Source organism: Citrobacter sp. RHBSTW-00017 (assembly GCF_013797615.1).
Taxonomy (GTDB): domain Bacteria; phylum Pseudomonadota; class Gammaproteobacteria; order Enterobacterales; family Enterobacteriaceae; genus Citrobacter; species Citrobacter braakii.
This window is the reverse complement of sequence record NZ_CP056899.1, coordinates 3,073,068-3,091,850: the sequence shown is the minus strand read 5'-3', so window position 1 is coordinate 3,091,850 and position 18,783 is coordinate 3,073,068. Positions and strand designations below refer to the sequence as shown.

Sequence of the window (18,783 nt, the reverse complement as noted above, 5' to 3'; positions counted from 1 at the left end):
TTCCGACAGGAGGCAAAATGAACTTCAGACGACTGAAATATTTCGTGAAAATCGTCGATATTGGTAGCCTGACCCAGGCAGCGGAAGTGTTGCATATCGCGCAACCCGCGCTGAGCCAGCAGGTTGCTACGCTGGAAGGCGAACTGGATCAGCAACTGCTGATTCGCACCAAACGCGGCGTCACACCGACGGAAGCGGGGAAAGTGTTGTATGCCCATGCGCGGACGATTTTACGCCAGTGCGAGCAGGCGCAACTTGCGGTCAATAACGTGGGTCAGACCCTGGGGGGACAGGTCTCTATTGGCCTGGCACCGGGGACGGCGGCGTCAGCCATCACTATGCCGTTATTACAGACAGTACGAGCAGAGCTGCCCGATGTGCTGGTCTATTTGCATGAAAACAGTGGGGCGGTGCTGAATGACAAGCTGCTCAGTGGGCATTTAGACATGGCGGTGCTCTACGAGCGCTCACCCGTGGCGGGTATCAGCAGTCAACCGTTGCTCAAAGAGGATTTGTACCTGGTCGGGACGCGTGATTGCCCGGGGCAAAGCGTCGATTTAGCCGCGGTGGCGCAGATGAATCTGTTTTTGCCACGGGATTACAGCGCAGTTCGCCTGCGTGTAGATGAAGCTTTTTCGCTTCGTCGCCTGACGGCCAAAGTGATTGGCGAAATTGAATCTATCGCCACCTTAACGGCTGCCATCGCCAGTGGGATGGGCGTCACAGTGTTGCCTGAGTCGGCGGCCCGTTCATTATGTAATGCCGCGAACGGCTGGATGGCGCGGATAACAACCCCATCGATGAATCTGCCATTATCGCTGAACGTCTCAGCCAGAGGAAGCTTATCGCCGCAGGCACAGGCCGTGAAGGAGATCCTGTTGTCGCTGGTAAGCCGTCCGGCACTGGAAAACCGCGAGCTACAGCTGGTCAGCTAAACCTTATTCCCTCCAGGAATAAGATGCGGGTTTTTATTATTTGTTATGCCGGGCATCAGACTTTAACAATAGCGTAATGTCTGATGTGCCCGGAGCGAAAAGTGAATTTCCAGCAACTTAAAATAATCCGCGAGGCGGCCCGTCAGGATTACAACCTGACGGAAGTCGCGAATATACTGTACACCTCGCAGTCGGGAGTCAGCCGACATATTCGTGAACTTGAAGATGAACTTGGCATTGAGATTTTTATCCGTCGCGGTAAACGCCTGCTGGGCATGACCGAACCGGGCAAAGCCTTGCTGGTTATTGCCGAGCGTATTCTGAATGAGGCCAGCAACGTTCGCAGACTGGCGGATCTGTTTACCAATGACACGTCCGGTGTACTGACGATTGCCACCACGCATACACAGGCACGCTATAGCCTGCCCGCGGTGATTAAAGCCTTTCGTGAGCTCTTCCCTGAGGTGCGTCTGGAACTGATCCAGGGTACACCGCAGGAGATTGACGTACTGTTGCAAAACGGTGGGGCAGACATCGGGATTGCCAGCGAGCGACTGAGCAGCGATCCGCTGTTGGTAGCTTTTCCCTGGTTTCGTTGGCACCACAGCCTGCTTGTTCCTCACGATCATCCCTTGGTGAAAACGTCTCCTCTCACGCTGGAATCTATCGCCCACTGGCCATTAATTACGTATCGTCAGGGGATTACGGGGCGTTCCCGTATCGATGAGGCATTTGCCCGTAAAGGGTTAGTGCCGGATATTATCCTCAGCGCCCAGGACTCGGATGTAATTAAAACTTATGTGTCGCTGGGGCTGGGAATCGGGCTGGTGGCAGAACAATCCAGTGGAGAGCAGGAGGAGGGGAGCTTAACCCGTCTGGATACCCGGCACTTATTTGATGCAAATACCGTCTGGCTGGGCCTGAAACGCGGGCAACTGCAGCGCAACTACGTTTGGCGATTCATTGAGCTATGCAACGCAGGGTTATCCGTCGATGAAATCAAGCGCCAGGCGATGGAGCCAGATGAAGCCGTGATTGATTATCAGATATAATGCAAAAAGCCTGCTTAGTTTCCTAAGCAGGCTTCTTAAATATGGCTCCTCTGACTGGGATCGCCGTAGCCATTAACTGGCTGATTGGTAAGCTAAACCTAAAAATTGGGGTTGTCAAGACCACCAGAATGACCACCTTTAAGCGGCTTACCTATAATAACATATCAGAAGCATCTACCTATTCCAGGCGGAGATATGATTAATGACGAATTCAATCATCTTCGATAGATTAGAGCCTGAGTTATAGCTTCCCTTAAACTCAGTGACGGTATTTTCAAAATAGGCTGCAACATCCATTTTCGTTTTACCGTTTTTCAAGCTGGTCTTATCCGTTGTTACATCGAAAAACGTACTAAGCACTGGTTCGGGTAAGTAGTTTTCTATTGTGTAACCCTGCGTAATCCATGTGGGTAGGTTTTGCCGGATTGCTTCTTTTGCCGTTTTAGCACTTAGTAAAATGGGATTCGCAGGCGTGGTCATATCATAATCATGGTGATGCTGCCAACTTACTGATTTAGTGTATGATGGTGTTTTTGAGGTGCTCCAGTGGCTTCTGTTTCTATCAGCTGTCCCTCCTGTTCAGCTACTGACGGGGTGGTGCGTAACGGCAAAAGCACCGCCGGACATCAGCGCTATCTCTGCTCTCACTGCCGTAAAACATGGCAACTGCAGTTCACTTACACCGCTTCTCAACCCGGTACGCACCAGAAAATCATTGATATGGCCATGAATGGCGTTGGATGCCGGGCAACTGCCCGCATTATGGGCGTTGGCCTCAACACGATTTTACGTCACTTAAAAAACTCAGGCCGCAGTCGGTAACCTCGCGCATACAGCCGGGCAGTGACGTCATCGTCTGCGCGGAAATGGACGAACAGTGGGGCTATGTCGGGGCTAAATCGCGCCAGCGCTGGCTGTTTTACGCGTATGACAGGCTCCGGAAGACGGTTGTTGCGCACGTATTCGGTGAACGCACTATGGCGACGCTGGGGCGTCTTATGAGCCTGCTGTCACCCTTTGACGTGGTGATATGGATGACGGATGGCTGGCCGCTGTATGAATCCCGCCTGAAGGGAAAGCTGCACGTAATCAGCAAGCGATATACGCAGCGAATTGAGCGGCATAACCTGAATCTGAGGCAGCACCTGGCACGGCTGGGACGGAAGTCGCTGTCGTTCTCAAAATCGGTGGAGCTGCATGACAAAGTCATCGGGCATTATCTGAACATAAAACACTATCAATAAGTTGGAGTCATTACCAGTATTCATCATCAATAAATCGCCATGAAATTTTGTATTATATTGAAAGTGGTCTGATGATTATTCTTAATACGAAGGAGCAGTACACTGCTGAGCAGATATGGGTATGCCTGAGTGTTCATTACTGGTATAAAGAACATTATAGTCATTTTGACAGTAAAGCAGCTCAGATTGTCCAGTTGCTAAAAGAACGTGAATGGCAGTATGAAGATATTATAGATGCCGCAATAGTATCTTTTACTAGGGAAGGTGCGAACAAGTTCCTGATATGAGATCATCATATTCATCCGGAGCGCATCCCAGAGGGACATCATGAGCCATCAACTCACCTTCGCCGATAGTGAATTCAGCACTAAGCGCCGTCAGACCCGAAAAGAGATTTTCCTCTCCCGCATGGAGCAGATTCTGCCATGGCAGAATATGACCGCTGTCATCGAGCCGTTTTATCCCAAGGCGGGCAATGGCCGACGGCCCTATCCGCTGGAGACCATGCTGCGTATTCACTGCATGCAGCATTGGTACAACCTGAGCGACGGTGCCATGGAAGATGCCCTGTACGAAATCGCCTCCATGCGCCTGTTTGCCCGATTATCCCTGGATAGCGCCCTGCCGGATCGCACCACCATCATGAATTTCCGCCACCTGCTCGAGCAGCATCAACTGGCCCGTCAATTGTTCAAGACCATCAATCGCTGGCTGGCCGAAGCAGGCGTCATGATGACCCAAGGCACTTTGGTGGATGCCACCATCATTGAGGCACCCAGCTCTACCAAGAACAAAGAGCAGCAACGCGATCCGGAGATGCATCAGACCAAGAAAGGCAATCAGTGGCACTTTGGCATGAAGGCCCACATTGGTGTCGATGCCAAGAGTGGCCTGACCCACAGCCTGGTCACCACCGCGGCCAACGAGCATGACCTCAATCAGCTGGGTAATCTGCTTCATGGAGAGGAGCAATTTGTCTCAGCCGATGCCGGCTACCAAGGAGCGCCACAGCGCGAGGAGCTGGCCGAGGTGGATGTGGACTGGCTGATCGCCGAGCGTCCCGGCAAGGTAAAAACCTTGAAGCAGCATCCGCGCAAGAACAAAACGGCCATCAACATCGAATACATGAAAGCCAGCATCCGTGCCAGGGTGGAGCACCCGTTTCGCATCATCAAGCGGCAGTTCGGCTTCGTGAAAGCCAGATACAAGGGGCTGCTGAAAAACGATAACCAACTGGCGATGTTATTCACCCTGGCCAACCTGTTTCGGGTGGACCAAATGATACGTCAGTGGGAGAGATCTCAGTAAAAACCGGAAATAACGCCAGAAATGGTGGAAAAAATAGCCTAAATAGGCTGATTCGATGTGTTTGCGGGAAAAAAATCGGCCCAGATCCGCGAAATTTTAATCAGCGAGTCAGCTTGGGAAGAAATGACCTGCTTATTCGCACCTTCCTGAGTATACGTGCCGCCTTCGTTGACAGGAACTATTGTGCATATTTATAACAGGCTCTAACAATCTGCGATCTTCCTTCCACGACTTCCCCTTGCCGTTTTTGACTGAAAGCGGTATCTTAAACCCGCACCTGCAAAATCAGGCGCCGGGATTGGAACCCCGAAATATAACCATACTGGCGACACGTGACGCGTCTGCGTCTTTTTTTATGTCGCGCGCTTAGCTACACCAAAATTATGGTGGGCTGGGCGGGGGCACCGTAAGGTGCGCCGGTTCCAGTATGGCCGGTAGTTCCAACCCCGTTCAGTCCACCACCCATGAGATTGGAACCTCTGGTGGTGGTTTTCAAACTACATACTGGAGGTTGCCACCATGGCTACGATCCCTATTCAAACACATCCGCTGCTTGCTGTTCCCTTTAATACCACCACGGATTTCACCGTACTGGCCGATCACTGTGGAAACTTTGCCGAAACCCTGATTGAAAGCAACGATCCCGCGTTGAAAATGGCGCTTTGCGGCAGACTCAACGCCTGTCTGACGCTGTTGCAACCCACACTGTTAGAACCAGTGCCTCCCCATCTGGTTGAAAGCCTGACCGTTGACACTCTCCCTGCGACTACTCCCCGTTTCGAGCCTGAATGTACTGAGCTTTGTCGTTACTGCCTTGCTATCACGCAAACCCTGTCGGGGCTGGGATTTGCTTCAGAAACGGAGAAGTACCTTAGCTGGCTGTTGTACGACCTGATTAACTACTTCTCTGCAGAAATGAAGGCACCGCGCTGGCTGCGTACTGCCGGCGGCGTGAAGTTTATCGACGGTGTGGAGATCAAAGCATGATGAAGTCTGACTGGCATCCTGCCGACATTATCGCAGGGCTGAAAAAACGTGGTACTTCGTTGTCAGCGCTTTCGCGTCAGGCAGGGCTGGCATCCTCCACGCTGGCAAATCCGCTTACCCGCCGCTGGCCTAAAGGAGAGAAATTAATTGCCGAAGCGTTAGATGTTGCGCCTGAGAACATCTGGCCATCACGCTACCGTAAACCAGAATACCGATAAGACAAACGGTTTCTCCCGATCTTTTGCCTGCCCTTGCAGATGGCAGATCGGGAGAATGCCAGTGATGTGCGGCAACTCAGCATTTAATCAAATCAACGGGAAATGTTTTTCAGGCAAAAACAGTTTCCTCTTTCGGCACCAGCCACATTCGCATTATTTTCTCTCTGCAACAAATGGCCCTCCGGGGCGCCCTTATACGCTTCACGACCTGCAAGAAGCGGCCTGATTTCAGGCTGGTCGTCCCTTTACCGACAATACCTTTGAAAATGTCGGACTGCGTTGCAGTTAAGGTCACTCTTCACATTGCGTCAATATCTGAACTGGTTTTTCGGTACAGATCGTAAAACGGTGAATGCCGTGCATGCCATTCACTGAAATATCCGAATGCGTCTCCAGCTTTTCAGCAACGACGCATGAATCCCTCATTCCATCGTTTCATAATCATCTTTATAGCTTTACACATATATAGCGTTTAACCTATATTGCTCAGGAGGTCCCGTGTGGACGATTAAAACAACGGATATGTTTGATCACTGGTTTTCCTCGCTCAATGATATCGATCGGGCCAGCGTGCTTGCAGCGCTGTTGGTCTTGCGGGAAAAGGGGCCAGGTTTGTCCAGACCTTATGCCGATACGCTTAGAGGCTCCCGCTTTAGCAACATGAAAGAGTTGCGCATTCAGAGCCGGGGCGATCCGATACGGGCATTTTTCGCTTTTGATCCAGCCCGTACCGGCATTGTACTTTGTGCCGGAAATAAGGTCGGCAATGAAAAACGTTTTTACGATGAGATGATCCCGGTTGCAGATCGGGAATTCACGAACTGGCTGAACACAATAAAAGAGAAGGAGTAACACGATGGGCAGAACGCTGGAACAGCTTATTGCGGATGAAAAACCTGAAGTCGTGGCCGAAGCTCAGGCGATGGCGACGGACATCCTGCTCAACATTCACCTTGCCGAACTGCGCGAGAAAGTGCAGAAAACGCAGGTCGAAATGGCGAAGGCTCTGGGGATCAGGCAACCTACCGTTGCAGGAATGGAAAAACCGGGGCGCGACCTGAAGCTTTCCACGCTGAAACGCTACGTTGAAGCGACCGGCGGCAAGCTACGCCTTGATATTGAACTGCCGGATGGTTCTCACTATGGATTTGTACTATAAACACTGACGCTCCCTGAACCGGAGCGTCAGTCCCCCCTGTATAACGGACTGCGGCCTGCATTGCCGTCAGGCTTTGCTGTCGTGTGACCGTAAAACTGCGCCAGCCTGTGATTTTAAAAACACTGCACCAGTCCAGTGCGTCACTTTAACCGCGCTGAGCGGGAAAGTGACGCACTCAGCCCTTTCGTCTTGCACCAGATAAATCAACTGCGCCAGCCACTGGCTGGACTCTGACACCGCCTTTTCAGGCCATTTGACCAATAAGGAGAACATGAACCGATACCGAGGCGGATCAGGACGATCCGGGGGATAACCCGCGAAAGCGGGCGGCTGCTCAGAGAGCACAACCGAAGCCCCACCACACCTCAACGGCTGCCGCCCCGGCGCTCAGGTATCGTTCGCAGCCCCGACAAAACTCAGGGGCTATCGGCCTGTGCGCCGGGGAAAGCTGTATCAGGTTTTGGGTTATGAATTTGCGGCAATCATGAAAGGGGGAATGTATGGGAATACTGGAGCAGGAAATGAAACGGCTGGCGCAGCAGGCGGGCGGCAGCCACAAGACCGTTCACGACCGCATTAAGCTGGCGCAGCGGTTTTGTGAGCGTTTAGTCGTGGCGCAAAACGTGCAGATCCGCCGGATAGAACAGCTAAAAGCGCGGCATATTGAGGGCTATATCCGGGAACGACTGGCGCAGGGCATGACAAAACGTTCCCTGCAAAATGAGATGGCGGCGATCCGTAATTTGCTGAAACAGGCCGGGCGCGACAGGCTGGCGCAGAGTGAGCGGCTGAATAACCGTTCGCTGGGTCTGTCCGGCGCATCCCGCAACGGTACGCGGCAGGCCATTACGCCGGAGCATTACCGCCATGCGCTGGAAACCGCCCGCGCAAAAGACGCGGGACTGGCGGCAGCTCTGGAGCTCTCAAGGTTGATGGGGCTACGCTCGCAGGAAGCAGTGCAGAGTGCCCGGTCGCTGAAAACGTGGCAACAGGCGCTGGATCGCGGTGAGTCCCGGTTAACGGTGGTGTTCGGCACCAAAGGCGGACGACCCCGCGAAACGGTGATCCTGGATACTGGCGCAGTCAGGAAGGCGCTGGATAACGCCAACTCTGTCGCAGAAAGCCGTCACGGCAGGCTGATCGACAAGCCCGATCTGAAGAGTGCGATGAAATACTGGCACAGCCAGGCGTCACGTATTGGTTTAACAGGCGTGTATTCCCCACACTCGTTACGCTATGCGTGGGCGCAGGATGCGATCCGTCATTATCTGGCGCAGCGGTTCAATGAGAAGGAAGCGCTGGCAATGACGGCGATGGATTTGGGCCACGGTGACGGGCGCGGGCGGTATGTGGCGCAGGTTTACGGGCGAAAGGAGGACACTGATTGATAGTCATTGCCCTGAAAAAATTGGGTTATTCATCGGTTTTCGTACAAAATTATTTGCCCTCAAATAATTTTGGGTGATTTCCTATTAATCCCGGGTTATCCATCGGTTTTCGTACAAAAAATTTTGGGGGCAAAATTTTTTGTACGCTTTCCTATCAATACTGACTAAATCAATAATTATCGGCAATTAACTTATTGGTTTTGGTTATTTTTGATAGGCATGAGTTTATAACACATCCTCTATCCATCGTTATCCACCGAAAAAATTTCGACGTAGAAATTTTTTGTACGTTTTCCTTTCAATAATGGTATTTCGAAAGGTATGGCCGATTAGGGGCTGCCAGGCGTTTTCAGATGTCATCCAGCATCACTCTGGTACAGCATCATGCTCCCGCTCTCCTGTTGACCGCTGCGCCAGTAAAAGGAAAAAGGCCGAAAGGGTAAGGGGCGGCTAAGGGTAACAGCGCCAGACCGGAAAAGGCCAAAGGGCTTAAAAGGCTGTAACTGGCGCAGATCGATATGTATCCGGTGATATCTGGCGCAGGTCTGTCACGTTGCTGTGGACGTGGCACTGGAGCAATCCCCCGTGATCTTATGGCTGGTGCAGGTATTCAGTGCAAAAAGAAAAGCAGATCCAGATTTGATCCGGGTCTGCTTTTCCATTGTCTATATTGCCGCAGACTCAGCTCACCTTATACTGCCGCGCATAAATATACGGCGCAACATAACTTTCCCGGCACATGTCCAGATAATCCGACCACCACTGCATCATGGCCTTGCGGGCGTCAAGATGTTCGGCGCGATGAACATACGCCGCCCGCACGCTGTTGCGTTCCTGATGGCTCATTTGCCGCTCCACGGCATCCCGCGACCAGAGTTCAGATTCCACTAACGCGCTACAGGCCATTGCCCTGAAACCGTGACCACAGACTTCTGTTTTGGTGTCATAGCCTATCAGACGCAGCGCCCGGTTGGTCGTGTTCTCACTCATGGGCTTACAGGGATCGTGATCGCCGGGAAACACCAGTTCCTGATGACCGGAGAGTTCCTGTATCTGTTTCAGAATGGCAATTGCCTGACGGGAGAGCGGCACGATGTGCGGTGTACGCATCTTTGCCCCGCGACCTGAGAAACGGACTTTATCTATGACCTCGCGGGTGGCGGGGATAGTCCAGATTTTGTTTCTGAAATCAATCTCGCTCCAGTGGGCGAAACGCAGCTCACTGGAGCGGATAAACAGATGCAGGGTGAGCAGAACCGCCAGCCGCGTCAGTTGTCGTCCCTGCTGGTAATCGCCGATACGCTCAAGCAGTTCGGGCAGGCGCTCCAGCGGCAGGGCCGGGTGGTGATTTTTAACCGGTGGTGCCGTGACGCCTTCCAGATGCTGCGCCGGGTTGTTTTCGGTAAGCCCCTGCTGCACGGCATAACGCATGATGTTGCAAAGCCGTTGCCGGGTACGGGATGCGACTTCAAGGTGGCCTTTTTCTTCGATAACCTTCAGCAACACCGTGAAATGCTGCGTTTTCAGCAGGGTGACGGGCAGATGACCAATCGCCGGAAAGATGTGATTGTGCATACTGGCGAGAGTGCGCTCCGCATAGTCTTTCGACCATTTTTTGTTGGTCTTAAGCCAGTCGAGCGCCACGGTCTGAAAGCATTTGTCCGGCGAAGCGGCCGCTTTTTCAGCAATACGCTGCTGTGCGGGATTGATATTCTGCGCCAGTTGCCTGCGGAAAACATCGCGCTGCTGCCGGGCCTCAACGAGAGAAACCAGCGGATATGCGCCCAGACTTACGCGGGATTCCTTTCCGTTGAAGCGATACTTGAGGTACCAGATACGCGAACCGCCCGGATTGACGAGCAGATACAGACCGTGTGAATCGGAGAGTTTTACGGGTCTGAAAGAAGGTTTTAAGCTGCGGATTTTTGAATCATTAAGGGACATATGGGGGTCACTCCATAATCGAACCAACCTGACCCAAAATCTGACCACCAAATTAACCGGATGCGGAGGGAAAACTGAATACGCATCGGGAAAGATTTCTACGCTAACCTGTTGAATCTAAATCGAATAAAGACACACAGGGAAGCGTAAGAATCGGAATTTGGCTCCTCTGACTGGACTCGAACCAGTGACATACGGATTAACAGTCCGCCGTTCTACCGACTGAACTACAGAGGAATCGTGTGAACGAGGCGAATATTAGCGATGCCACTCAGCGTTGTCAAAGCCTGAATAGATAAATGCGATCGTTTGCTGAAATATTCCCCATTTCGCCGCTTATTCAGACGCAACCGGTTGTTTTATGCACTTTTCACGCTCGGGACGAGGGTATTTCCATAACCAGCGGCCTGTAACCATACGCCAGTAAAATAACGCGGCGCGCACGGCCCAGTCGAAGAACATCCCTAACCAAACGCCGACTACACCCCATCCTAATACGATTCCCAACGTGTAACCCGCCACAACGCGACAGCCCCACATGCCCAACATCGATACCCACATCGCAAAACGCACATCACGCGCGCCCTTAAACCCTGATGGTAGCACCCAGGATGCTGCCCATATCGGCATAAACGCTGCGTTGAGCCAAATTAGGATGACTATGACCTCTTTTACATCCTGATCGTGGGTATAAAATGAGGCCATAACGCCGGCAAAAGGGGCGGTTAGCCAGGCGATGGCGGTTAAGCCGATTGTTGATAGCCAGAATATATGGCGTAACTGGATTTCCGCTTGGGCAATCTGACCATTTCCCAGACGCCTGCCGGTAATGATTGTCGACGCGGAGCCTAAAGCATTCCCCGGCAGGTTGATGAGCGCGGCGATAGAAAAGGCAATGAAGTTTCCGGCAATTACGCTGGTTCCCATGCCGGAGACAAACATTTGCGTTAACAGTTTACCGCCATTAAATAGCACTGACTCAATACTTGCCGGAATACCGATCCCCATAACTTCCCAGATAATGGCGAGATTGAGCGGCTTAAAATAGCTTTTGAAGGGAATTCGCAGCGCCGGATTAAAACCAATCATCAGCACCCAGATAATGGCGAACGCACCGATGTAGCGTGAAATGGTCAGCCCGAGTCCTGCCCCCACAAATCCCAGCCCTTGCCAGGAAAAGACCCCGTAGATCAGGATGCTGCTGATGATGATATTTAGGATATTCATACCGCCATTAATCAACAGCGGAATTTTGGTATTTCCGGCTCCGCGAAGTGCGCCGCTACCGATCAAAGCAATGGCTGCCGCCGGGTAGCTGAGCACCGTTAGCTCCAGATAGGTGAGTGCCAAAGCCTTAACGTCGGGAGTTGCTTCACCGGCGACAACGTCAATAATCTGTTCACCAAAATAGTGAATGACCGCTGCCAGCACGGTAGCAAAAATCGTCATGATCACCAGCGATTGTCTGGCTGCTGACCTTGCCCGTCGACGATCTCGTTTTCCCAGGCTAAATGCTACCACCACCGTGGTTCCCAGATCGATGGCGGCAAAAAACGCCATGATGACCATGTTGAAACTGTCGGCGAGACCAACGCCAGCCATTGCTTCTTTTCCCAACCAGCTAACAAGGAAGGTACTCAGTACGCCCATCAACAGCACACAGGTGTTTTCCAGAAAAATGGGGACCGCAAGCGGAGTGATTTCGCGCCAAAAGAGAACCTTATAACTCTTGCGTTTAGCATACCAGGGCGTGCGGGAAGCGACCTGGCGTAAGGCAGCGGAGACGTTCAAAGTGGACCTTAAAGAAGAAAGTTGAAACCTCATTTCAAATGATGAGGGAGAATCCAAAAAGCTGCAAAGTTTTTTCCATTTAAAATGTCTGGAAATGCAACAAACTGTCGAGAGAAGCATCAATTGAAACTTATTCGGGGAAATGGGGTTTGACAAAAATTTTTTCGCCGCTAAGATAAGCCTCCACAACGATTCCTCTGTAGTTCAGTCGGTAGAACGGCGGACTGTTAATCCGTATGTCACTGGTTCGAGTCCAGTCAGAGGAGCCATATTTAAGAAGCCCGCTTAAGGAAACTTAAGCGGGCTTTTTGTTTTCTCAGTCCAGTGCATCCACCTGACGAGCAGGTGGAGCGTGATGTGTTTCGAATCAGAACTGATAGCTGGCGGTGACGCTGACGTTGCGCGGCTCGCCATAGACGATAGATCCGTCGACATTGGTGTCGTAGGTTTTATCGAACAGGTTATTGAGGTTACCCTGCACAGAGAAGTTTTTCGTCACCTGATAGCGAGTGAATAAATCGACCAGGGCGTAGCTTCCCTGTTCCGCGCGGAATGTGCCATACGGCGTGACCGTATCGCTATAAACACGATTCTGCCAGTTAACCCCACCACCCACGGTCAGTTCCGGCATGGCTGGCAGGCGATAACGGGTAAAGAGTTTTACTGTGGTACGCGGTAGGTTCGGGTTTACCGCATTGCCTTCGTTGTCTTCAGCAACATAGCGTGTCGCGCCGAACGTCATCTGCCAGTTATCGGTGATCGCACCGTTAACTTCGAATTCGACCCCTTTGCTGACCGTTCCATCCATCGCTCTATAGGACGTGTCGCCATTGCTACCGGCAATTGGTACGCCGGTTGATTGGCCCACGTTATCCTGTTCAATGCGGAACACCGCGAGGGTGGTGGTTAAACGGCTGTTCATCCAGTCGGACTTCAGGCCAAGTTCATAGTTATTGCCGGTAATTGGGGAAAGATATTTACCGGAACTGTCGCGCTTGTTCTGCGGCTGAAAGATTGAGGTATAGCTGGCGTACGTAGACCAGTTATCGTCAATGTCATACACCAGGCCCGCATACGGCGTGGTGTGGTTTTGTTCCATGCTGTAGGCGAGGGTGTCGATACGCCAGTTGGTATAACGCGCGCCGACAATCAAATGCAGTGGGTCGGCCAGCGAAATACGTGTTGCGGCGTAGAGCGATTTCATGTGCGTGGTATCGTCCTGGGCCAATGACTGCGGGTTCCAGTTGGTTTCCGGGAAGTTACCATCGAAGGTATAGAAACTGTCGATTTCGTTGGGGAATACGTTCGCCCACGCGCTTTCGTAACGGTTATTCTGTTTGCTGTAGCTGCCGCCCAGCATCAGATTATGCTGACGACCAAACAGGTCGTAACCGCCGTCGGCGAACAGATCGACGGCATCTACCTTACGCTTGCCGCTGTTCCAGCCGGTACCTCCGACGTATTCATAGCCCGGACCATAGCTGCTATACGGGCCAATCAGCGTACCATCGGCTTTATTGACATAGGCATCGACGTACATCATTTTACTGTCAAACTTGACCTCGGAGTGGGTGGCATTCATGGTCGCCTGCCAGGTATCGGCAAAACGTTGCTTGATGGTGACAAACACTTTGTTGAAGTCTTTATCGTTGTACGCCCAGTCCGGCGCAGTGCTGCGCGAGCGGTCATAGCTGTTTTTGCTGCCGTCGGTATTCCAGCGCGGCAATCCACCCCAGGTTGGGCTGTTGATATCAATGCGCTGGTATTCATAACCCGCAGACAGGCTGGTGGTGTCGCCCAGATCGGCATCGACAATCCCGGAGAAGAACATTTTTTCGCTATTGTAGCGATCAAGCCAGGCGTCGTTATTCTGGTAGCCCGCCACGATGCGCCCGCGCACGTTGCCGTCTGCCGTGAGCGGGCTTTGCAGATCGGTCACATATCGTTGTTTATTCCAACTGCCATATTCCGCAGAAACATTACCGGTGAACTCGCGGCTGGTGGCATGCTTACGGATCATATTAATCGAGGCTGAGGGGTTACCCGTCCCGGTCATTAGCCCGTTTGCGCCACGGACAACTTCGACACGCTCAAAAAGGGCCGTGTCGGAAAGGGCATCACCGAGATTCCAGCGGGATTCAAAATAGGTCGGAATCCCATCGACCATGTAGTTATCAATCTGAAATCCGCGAGAGTAATAGCTACTGCGATCTGAATCCGCCTGACTTCTGCTTATCCCCAACGTGTTGTCCATCACATCGCCCAGCGTTTGCAGTTGCTGATCTTCCATGCGCTGCTGACTGATAATACTGACCGATTGCGGAATATCGCGCTGCGTCATCTGCATTTTGGTGCCAGCAGTCGTTGATTTAACGCTGTAATCCTGCTCCTCGCTGGATGTAGCTGGAGCAGAGCCTTCAACGATAACCGTCTCTTCAGCAGGGGCTGCGAGGCTGGTGGAAGGCAATAGTGCTAACGTGATGCAGGCTGCCAGTACAGAAGGGGCAAGCCCCGGTTGGCGTTGGTCATCCCCGTTGTGTGTTGTGAAAGACATCGAAAAGTCCTTGATAATTATTAATATTAAGTTCGAATCACTGAGGTTGTGATGAACCCTTTGGTTGTAAATTATTAAGCTCGCACGCGAATGCAAATGCGAAATATAAGCATTCACATTCAATATGTAAACAGATGCTACGGCATAAGTGAAATGTTGTTTCAGTACTATGCTTCAGCAATAGCGACGGGAAATGGTTATAAGAACAGCAGTGGCAGGGCTTTTTGCTTAAAAAATCGAGGGTTAAAGTTGAAAGAGCGTGAGTAACTCGCTCATACTCTATACTCGCAGAGTGACCCAGCGTAGCATGGCATAACGCTTGGGCTGTTAATGAAAAAGGAAAACGTCGTGGCAGAAGAAACTATATTCAGCAAAATTATCCGTCGTGAAATTCCGTCAGATATCGTGTACCAGGATGAACTGGTCACTGCGTTTCGTGATATTTCCCCTCAGGCACCTACGCACATTCTGATCATTCCTAACGTCCTGATCCCGACCGTCAACGATGTGACGGCGGAACACGAGCAGGCGTTGGGTCGCATGATCACCGTAGCGGCGAAAATCGCCGAGCAGGAAGGCATTGCTGCGGATGGGTATCGTTTAATTATGAATACCAATCGTCACGGCGGTCAGGAGGTGTATCACATTCATATGCACCTGCTGGGTGGACGTGCGCTTGGTCCAATGCTTGCGCATAAAGGTCTGTAAGCATGACCAGAGGATGCATTGCACTTTCACTGAGCTTGCTGCTACTGGCTGGCTGTCGGGCACATCCTGAAATTCCGGTAAGTGATGAACAGTCGCTGGTGATGGAATCAACGATTCTGGCGTCGGGCATTACAGCAGAACAGCCGACGTTAACCACGTCTGATATTCAGGCCTCAGCATCCTCGCGACTTTATAACGAAAGACAAGAACCCGTTACCGTTCATTATCGGTTTTACTGGTATGACGCCAGAGGACTGGAAATGCATCCTCTGGAAGCGCCACGCAGCGTGACTATCCCGGCTCATTCGTCGGTGACGCTGTACGGCAGCGCCAATTTTCTGGGGGCGCACAAGGTTAGACTTTATCTTTATTTGTAAGGGGTGAATCTTGATGATCAAAATGAATCGCTACGCACTGATTGCCGCGCTGGCGATGTTTCTCTCTGGCTGTGTGGCGCAACGTGAGCCCGCACCCGTAGAGGAAGTGAAGCCAGTGCCGGAACAGCCCGCGCAGCCGCAACAGCCGGTGCCGGTTGTACCAACGGTGCCAAGCATACCGCAGCAGCCGGGGCCGATTGAGCACGAGGACCAAACGGCGCAGCCGACGCCGCGTCAACGTCATTATGACTGGAACGGGGCTATGCAGCCGATGGTCGGTAAAATGCTGCAGGCTGACGGCGTCAAAGCGGGAGGCGTTCTGCTGGTTGATAGCGTGAATAACCGGACCAATGGCTCGTTGAACGCCGGTGAAGCCACCGAGACCTTGAGGAACGCGCTGGCGAATAACGGCAAGTTTACCCTGGTTTCCGCCCAGCAGTTGGCTGTCGCCAAACAGCAGTTAGGTTTGTCGCCGAACGACAGTCTGGGAACGCGCAGCAAAGCGATTGGTATCGCCCGTAACGTTGGCGCACAGTATGTGCTCTATTCCAGCGCCTCCGGCAACGTCAATTCGCCGGCGCTGCAAATGCAATTAATGCTGGTACAAACTGGCGAGATAATCTGGTCAGGTAAAGGTGCCGTACAGCAACAATAACCGGCTAACGCGCGACGAGGTGTTGTCGCGCTATTTCCCGCAGTATCATCCCGTCGTAGCCAACCAGAGCGGCCTGAGCGGCGGGAGCTGCATCATCGAACATGATACCCACCGCTTAGTGTTGCGCTGTCATCACGACTCTGACGCGCCGGAATCGCATTTCTTACGCCACTATCACGCGTTAAAGCACCTGCCTGAAAGCCTTGCGCCGCGCCCCCGCTTTTATATACGTGGGTGGATGGCGGTCGACTTTTTTCACGGTAAGGTAGAATCCAGATTGCCGGACGCCGACGAACTCGCTGGCTTATTGTATCATCTGCACCAACAACCCCAATTGGGCTGGCGAATCAGTCTGCTGCCGCTACTCGAACAGTACTGGCAGTGTGGCGATCCGGCGCGTCGCACGCCATGCTGGTTGCGAGCGTTGAAGCGGCTCAGGAAAAGCGGTGAGCCTCGACCTTTGCGTTTGGGACCTCTGCATATGGATGTCCACGGTGACAACATCGTACGTACAGCATCAGGGCTGCGGCTGATTGACTGGGAATATGCCGGGGACGGTGATATCGCTCTGGAGCTGGCGGCGGTTTGGGTCAACGACGAATCTCAGCACCAACGGCTGGTTAGCGCCTACGCCCAACGAGCGCACATTGAACAAAACGCGCTGTGGCGGCAGGTCAGACGATGGCGGCCCTGGGTCATAATGCTGAAAGCGGGGTGGTTTGAGTATCGCTGGCGACAAACCGGCGATCGACAATTTATCAGGCTGGCCGATGAAACCTGGCGGCAGCTAATAATGAAAGGATAAGGAGAGCAGTGTGGGCCCAGTAATGTTGGATGTCGAAGGGTATGAGCTGGACGCTGAAGAGCGTGAGATTCTGGCGCATCCGCTGGTAGGTGGGTTGATCCTCTTTACCCGAAATTATCATGACCCGGAACAGTTGCGTGAATTAGTGCGCCAGATTCGCGCGGCATCACGCAATCATCTGGTGGTGGCGGTAGATCAGGAAGGCGGCAGGGTACAGCGTTTTCGCGAAGGATTTACGCGTCTGCCTGCGGCCCAATCCTTTGCAGCACTGCACGGTCTGGAAGACGGCGGCAATCTGGCTCAGGACGCCGGATGGCTAATGGCCAGCGAAATGATCGCAATGGATATAGATATCAGTTTTGCGCCGGTGCTGGATGTGGGGCATATCAGCGCGGCGATTGGCGAACGCTCTTACCATGCCGATCCGCGGAAAGCGCTGGCTATGGCGACCCGCTTCATTGACGGTATGCATGCTGCTGGCATGAAAACTACCGGTAAACATTTCCCCGGGCATGGGGCAGTGACGGCGGATTCGCATAAAGAAACCCCAACCGATCCACGTTCAGAAGCCGAAATTCGTGCAAAAGATATGTCCGTGTTCCAGACATTGATTACGGAAAACAAACTCGATGCCATTATGCCTGCGCATGTCATCTACAGTGACGTGGACCCGCGTCCGGCGAGCGGTTCGCCACACTGGCTGAAAACGGTGCTGCGTCAGGAGCTTGGTTTCGATGGCGTCATTTTCTCCGATGATTTGTCGATGGAAGGGGCGGCGATTATGGGAAGCTATGCGGAGCGTGGTCAGGCATCGCTGGATGCGGGTTGCGATATGATCCTGGTCTGCAATAATCGTAAAGGCGCGGTCAGTGTGTTAGATAATCTGTCGCCGATCAATGCAGAACGTGTTACACGTTTGTATCATAAAGGTTCATTTTCACGTCAGGAACTGATGGACTCGGCACGCTGGAAGACGGTAAGCGCCCAGCTCAACCAGCTTCATGAGCGCTGGCAGGAAGAGAAAGCAGGTCATTAACGCAAGTTTGGCGAGGATGCGATGATTATCTATTTACACGGTTTTGACTCTAACAGCCCGGGCAACCACGAAAAGGTGTTGCAGCTGCAGTTCATCGACCCGGATGTCAGGCTGATTAGCTACAGTACGCGGCATCCTAAACATGACATGCAGCATCTACTGAAGGAAGTGGACAAAATGCTGCAGCTTAATGTGGACGACCGTCCGCTGATTTGTGGCGTGGGGCTCGGGGGATATTGGGCTGAACGGATTGGTTTCCTGTGTGATATTCGTCAGGTAGTGTTTAATCCCAACCTGTTCCCGTATGAGAACATGGAAGGAAAAATCGACAGGCCTGAAGAGTATGCCGATATCGCGACAAAATGCGTGACCAATTTCCGCGAAAAGAATCGCGATCGCTGCCTGGTGATCCTGTCACGTCATGATGAAGCGCTCAATAGTCAGCGTTCGTCAGAAGAGCTGCATCACTTTTACGAGATAGTCTGGGACGAAGAGCAGACGCACAAGTTTAAGAATATCTCCCCGCATTTGCAGCGCATCAAAGCGTTCAAGACGTTAGGTTAATCCTCAATGAACGTTTAAAAAACCAGCCTTCGGGCTGGTTTTTTTGTTCTTAAAGTTC

The 18,783-nt window shown here is 52.3% G+C and carries 21 protein-coding genes and 2 tRNA genes; 17 read left to right on the top strand and 6 right to left on the bottom strand.

Annotation, left to right across the window (positions count from 1 at the left end; all coding sequences use genetic code 11):
- The first annotated feature begins 17 nt into the window (after positions 1-17).
- Both nac and cbl read left to right on the top strand, forming a co-directional pair.
- Positions 18-935, top strand: a complete 918-nt coding sequence (nac, locus tag HV037_RS15055) for a nitrogen assimilation transcriptional regulator NAC (RefSeq protein WP_016156200.1) — start codon at positions 18-20, stop codon at positions 933-935.
- 101 nt (positions 936-1,036) lie between these two features.
- Positions 1,037-1,987 carry an HTH-type transcriptional regulator Cbl gene (gene cbl / locus HV037_RS15050; protein WP_016152661.1) on the top strand — a complete coding sequence of 317 codons (951 nt, stop codon included), beginning with the start codon at positions 1,037-1,039 and terminating at the stop codon, positions 1,985-1,987.
- A gap of 174 nt (positions 1,988-2,161) precedes the next feature.
- Here the strand turns inward: cbl and HV037_RS15045 are convergent, their stop codons facing one another.
- Positions 2,162-2,467: a hypothetical protein gene (locus HV037_RS15045; protein WP_233896713.1), complete on the bottom strand. Its 306-nt coding sequence runs from the start codon at positions 2,465-2,467 to the stop codon at positions 2,162-2,164.
- 66 nt (positions 2,468-2,533) lie between these two features.
- Between HV037_RS15045 and HV037_RS15040 the strand changes: the two genes are divergently transcribed.
- The 7 genes from HV037_RS15040 to HV037_RS15015 all read left to right on the top strand — a co-directional run bounded on the left by HV037_RS15040 (position 2,534) and on the right by HV037_RS15015 (position 6,903).
- Positions 2,534-3,231 (top strand): IS1-like element IS1A family transposase gene (locus HV037_RS15040; RefSeq protein WP_103215986.1). Its coding sequence is split into 2 segments (ribosomal slippage): positions 2,534-2,783 and positions 2,783-3,231, totalling 699 coding nucleotides; the frame shifts between segments, so codons are not numbered across the junction.
- Between the two features lie 327 nt (positions 3,232-3,558).
- Positions 3,559-4,539 (top strand): IS5-like element ISKpn26 family transposase, encoded by a 981-nt coding sequence (locus HV037_RS15035; RefSeq protein ID WP_000019445.1) that lies wholly within the window; start codon positions 3,559-3,561, stop codon positions 4,537-4,539.
- Positions 4,521-4,736 (top strand): hypothetical protein, encoded by a 216-nt coding sequence (locus tag HV037_RS24820; RefSeq protein WP_326926156.1) that lies wholly within the window; start codon positions 4,521-4,523, stop codon positions 4,734-4,736. The genes HV037_RS15035 and HV037_RS24820 overlap by 19 nt, the downstream gene beginning before the upstream one ends.
- A gap of 322 nt (positions 4,737-5,058) precedes the next feature.
- Complete coding sequence (locus HV037_RS15030) at positions 5,059-5,526, top strand: hypothetical protein (protein WP_103283716.1); 468 nt, start codon at positions 5,059-5,061, stop codon at positions 5,524-5,526.
- Positions 5,523-5,744 carry a helix-turn-helix transcriptional regulator gene (locus HV037_RS15025; RefSeq protein ID WP_103283717.1) on the top strand — a complete coding sequence of 74 codons (222 nt, stop codon included), beginning with the start codon at positions 5,523-5,525 and terminating at the stop codon, positions 5,742-5,744. Before HV037_RS15030 ends, HV037_RS15025 begins: the two co-directional genes overlap by 4 nt.
- A 498-nt stretch (positions 5,745-6,242) precedes the next feature.
- Positions 6,243-6,596 carry a type II toxin-antitoxin system RelE/ParE family toxin gene (locus HV037_RS15020; RefSeq protein ID WP_053390179.1) on the top strand — a complete coding sequence of 118 codons (354 nt, stop codon included), beginning with the start codon at positions 6,243-6,245 and terminating at the stop codon, positions 6,594-6,596.
- A gap of 4 nt (positions 6,597-6,600) precedes the next feature.
- Positions 6,601-6,903: a helix-turn-helix domain-containing protein gene (locus HV037_RS15015; RefSeq protein WP_103283718.1), complete on the top strand. Its 303-nt coding sequence runs from the start codon at positions 6,601-6,603 to the stop codon at positions 6,901-6,903.
- Between the two features lie 66 nt (positions 6,904-6,969).
- On the opposite strand, the gene HV037_RS24630 is transcribed toward HV037_RS15015, so the two are convergent.
- Positions 6,970-7,140 (bottom strand): hypothetical protein, encoded by a 171-nt coding sequence (locus HV037_RS24630; protein WP_233896717.1) that lies wholly within the window; start codon positions 7,138-7,140, stop codon positions 6,970-6,972.
- Between the two features lie 263 nt (positions 7,141-7,403).
- Between HV037_RS24630 and HV037_RS15005 the strand changes: the two genes are divergently transcribed.
- A complete protein-coding gene (locus tag HV037_RS15005) occupies positions 7,404-8,291 on the top strand; it encodes an integrase domain-containing protein (protein WP_103283719.1) in 888 nt (295 codons plus the stop codon).
- A 681-nt stretch (positions 8,292-8,972) separates the two neighbouring features.
- On the opposite strand, the gene HV037_RS15000 is transcribed toward HV037_RS15005, so the two are convergent.
- The 3 genes from HV037_RS15000 to HV037_RS14990 form a co-directional block, all read right to left on the bottom strand.
- The gene (locus HV037_RS15000) at positions 8,973-10,235 is read right to left on the bottom strand and encodes an integrase arm-type DNA-binding domain-containing protein (RefSeq protein WP_103283720.1); all 1,263 of its coding nucleotides are present in this window, start codon (positions 10,233-10,235) and stop codon (positions 8,973-8,975) included.
- Between the two features lie 161 nt (positions 10,236-10,396).
- Positions 10,397-10,472: transfer RNA gene (locus HV037_RS14995), tRNA-Asn, on the bottom strand.
- Positions 10,473-10,571: 99 nt separating this feature from the next.
- Positions 10,572-12,059, bottom strand: a complete 1,488-nt coding sequence (locus HV037_RS14990) for an EmmdR/YeeO family multidrug/toxin efflux MATE transporter (protein ID WP_278085702.1) — start codon at positions 12,057-12,059, stop codon at positions 10,572-10,574.
- A 160-nt stretch (positions 12,060-12,219) separates the two neighbouring features.
- Here HV037_RS14990 and HV037_RS14985 point away from each other — a divergent pair.
- Positions 12,220-12,295, top strand: a tRNA-Asn gene (locus HV037_RS14985).
- A gap of 98 nt (positions 12,296-12,393) precedes the next feature.
- Here the strand turns inward: HV037_RS14985 and fhuE are convergent.
- Complete coding sequence (fhuE, locus tag HV037_RS14980; protein ID WP_103283721.1) at positions 12,394-14,580, bottom strand: ferric-rhodotorulic acid/ferric-coprogen receptor FhuE; 2,187 nt, start codon at positions 14,578-14,580, stop codon at positions 12,394-12,396.
- A 348-nt stretch (positions 14,581-14,928) separates the two neighbouring features.
- Between fhuE and hinT the strand changes: the two genes are divergently transcribed.
- Genes hinT through ycfP form a run of 6 tightly spaced genes read left to right on the top strand, consistent with a single transcriptional unit; the run spans position 14,929 to position 18,725 of the window.
- Complete coding sequence (gene hinT / locus HV037_RS14975; protein ID WP_016156204.1) at positions 14,929-15,288, top strand: purine nucleoside phosphoramidase; 360 nt, start codon at positions 14,929-14,931, stop codon at positions 15,286-15,288.
- A 2-nt stretch (positions 15,289-15,290) separates the two neighbouring features.
- Positions 15,291-15,665 (top strand): YcfL family protein, encoded by a 375-nt coding sequence (locus HV037_RS14970; protein ID WP_019076489.1) that lies wholly within the window; start codon positions 15,291-15,293, stop codon positions 15,663-15,665.
- 13 nt (positions 15,666-15,678) lie between these two features.
- Positions 15,679-16,320, top strand: a complete 642-nt coding sequence (lpoB, locus tag HV037_RS14965) for a penicillin-binding protein activator LpoB (protein ID WP_016152673.1) — start codon at positions 15,679-15,681, stop codon at positions 16,318-16,320.
- On the top strand, positions 16,301-17,125 hold the full coding sequence (gene thiK / locus HV037_RS14960) for a thiamine kinase (protein WP_049270530.1): 825 nt from the start codon (positions 16,301-16,303) through the stop codon (positions 17,123-17,125). The genes lpoB and thiK overlap by 20 nt, the downstream gene beginning before the upstream one ends.
- A 10-nt stretch (positions 17,126-17,135) precedes the next feature.
- Entirely contained in the window at positions 17,136-18,161 is a 1,026-nt protein-coding gene (gene nagZ, locus HV037_RS14955) for a beta-N-acetylhexosaminidase (protein WP_016152675.1), read from the top strand.
- Positions 18,162-18,182: 21 nt separating this feature from the next.
- On the top strand, positions 18,183-18,725 hold the full coding sequence (ycfP, locus tag HV037_RS14950; protein WP_003030817.1) for an alpha/beta hydrolase YcfP: 543 nt from the start codon (positions 18,183-18,185) through the stop codon (positions 18,723-18,725).
- The last annotated feature ends 58 nt before the right edge of the window (positions 18,726-18,783 follow it).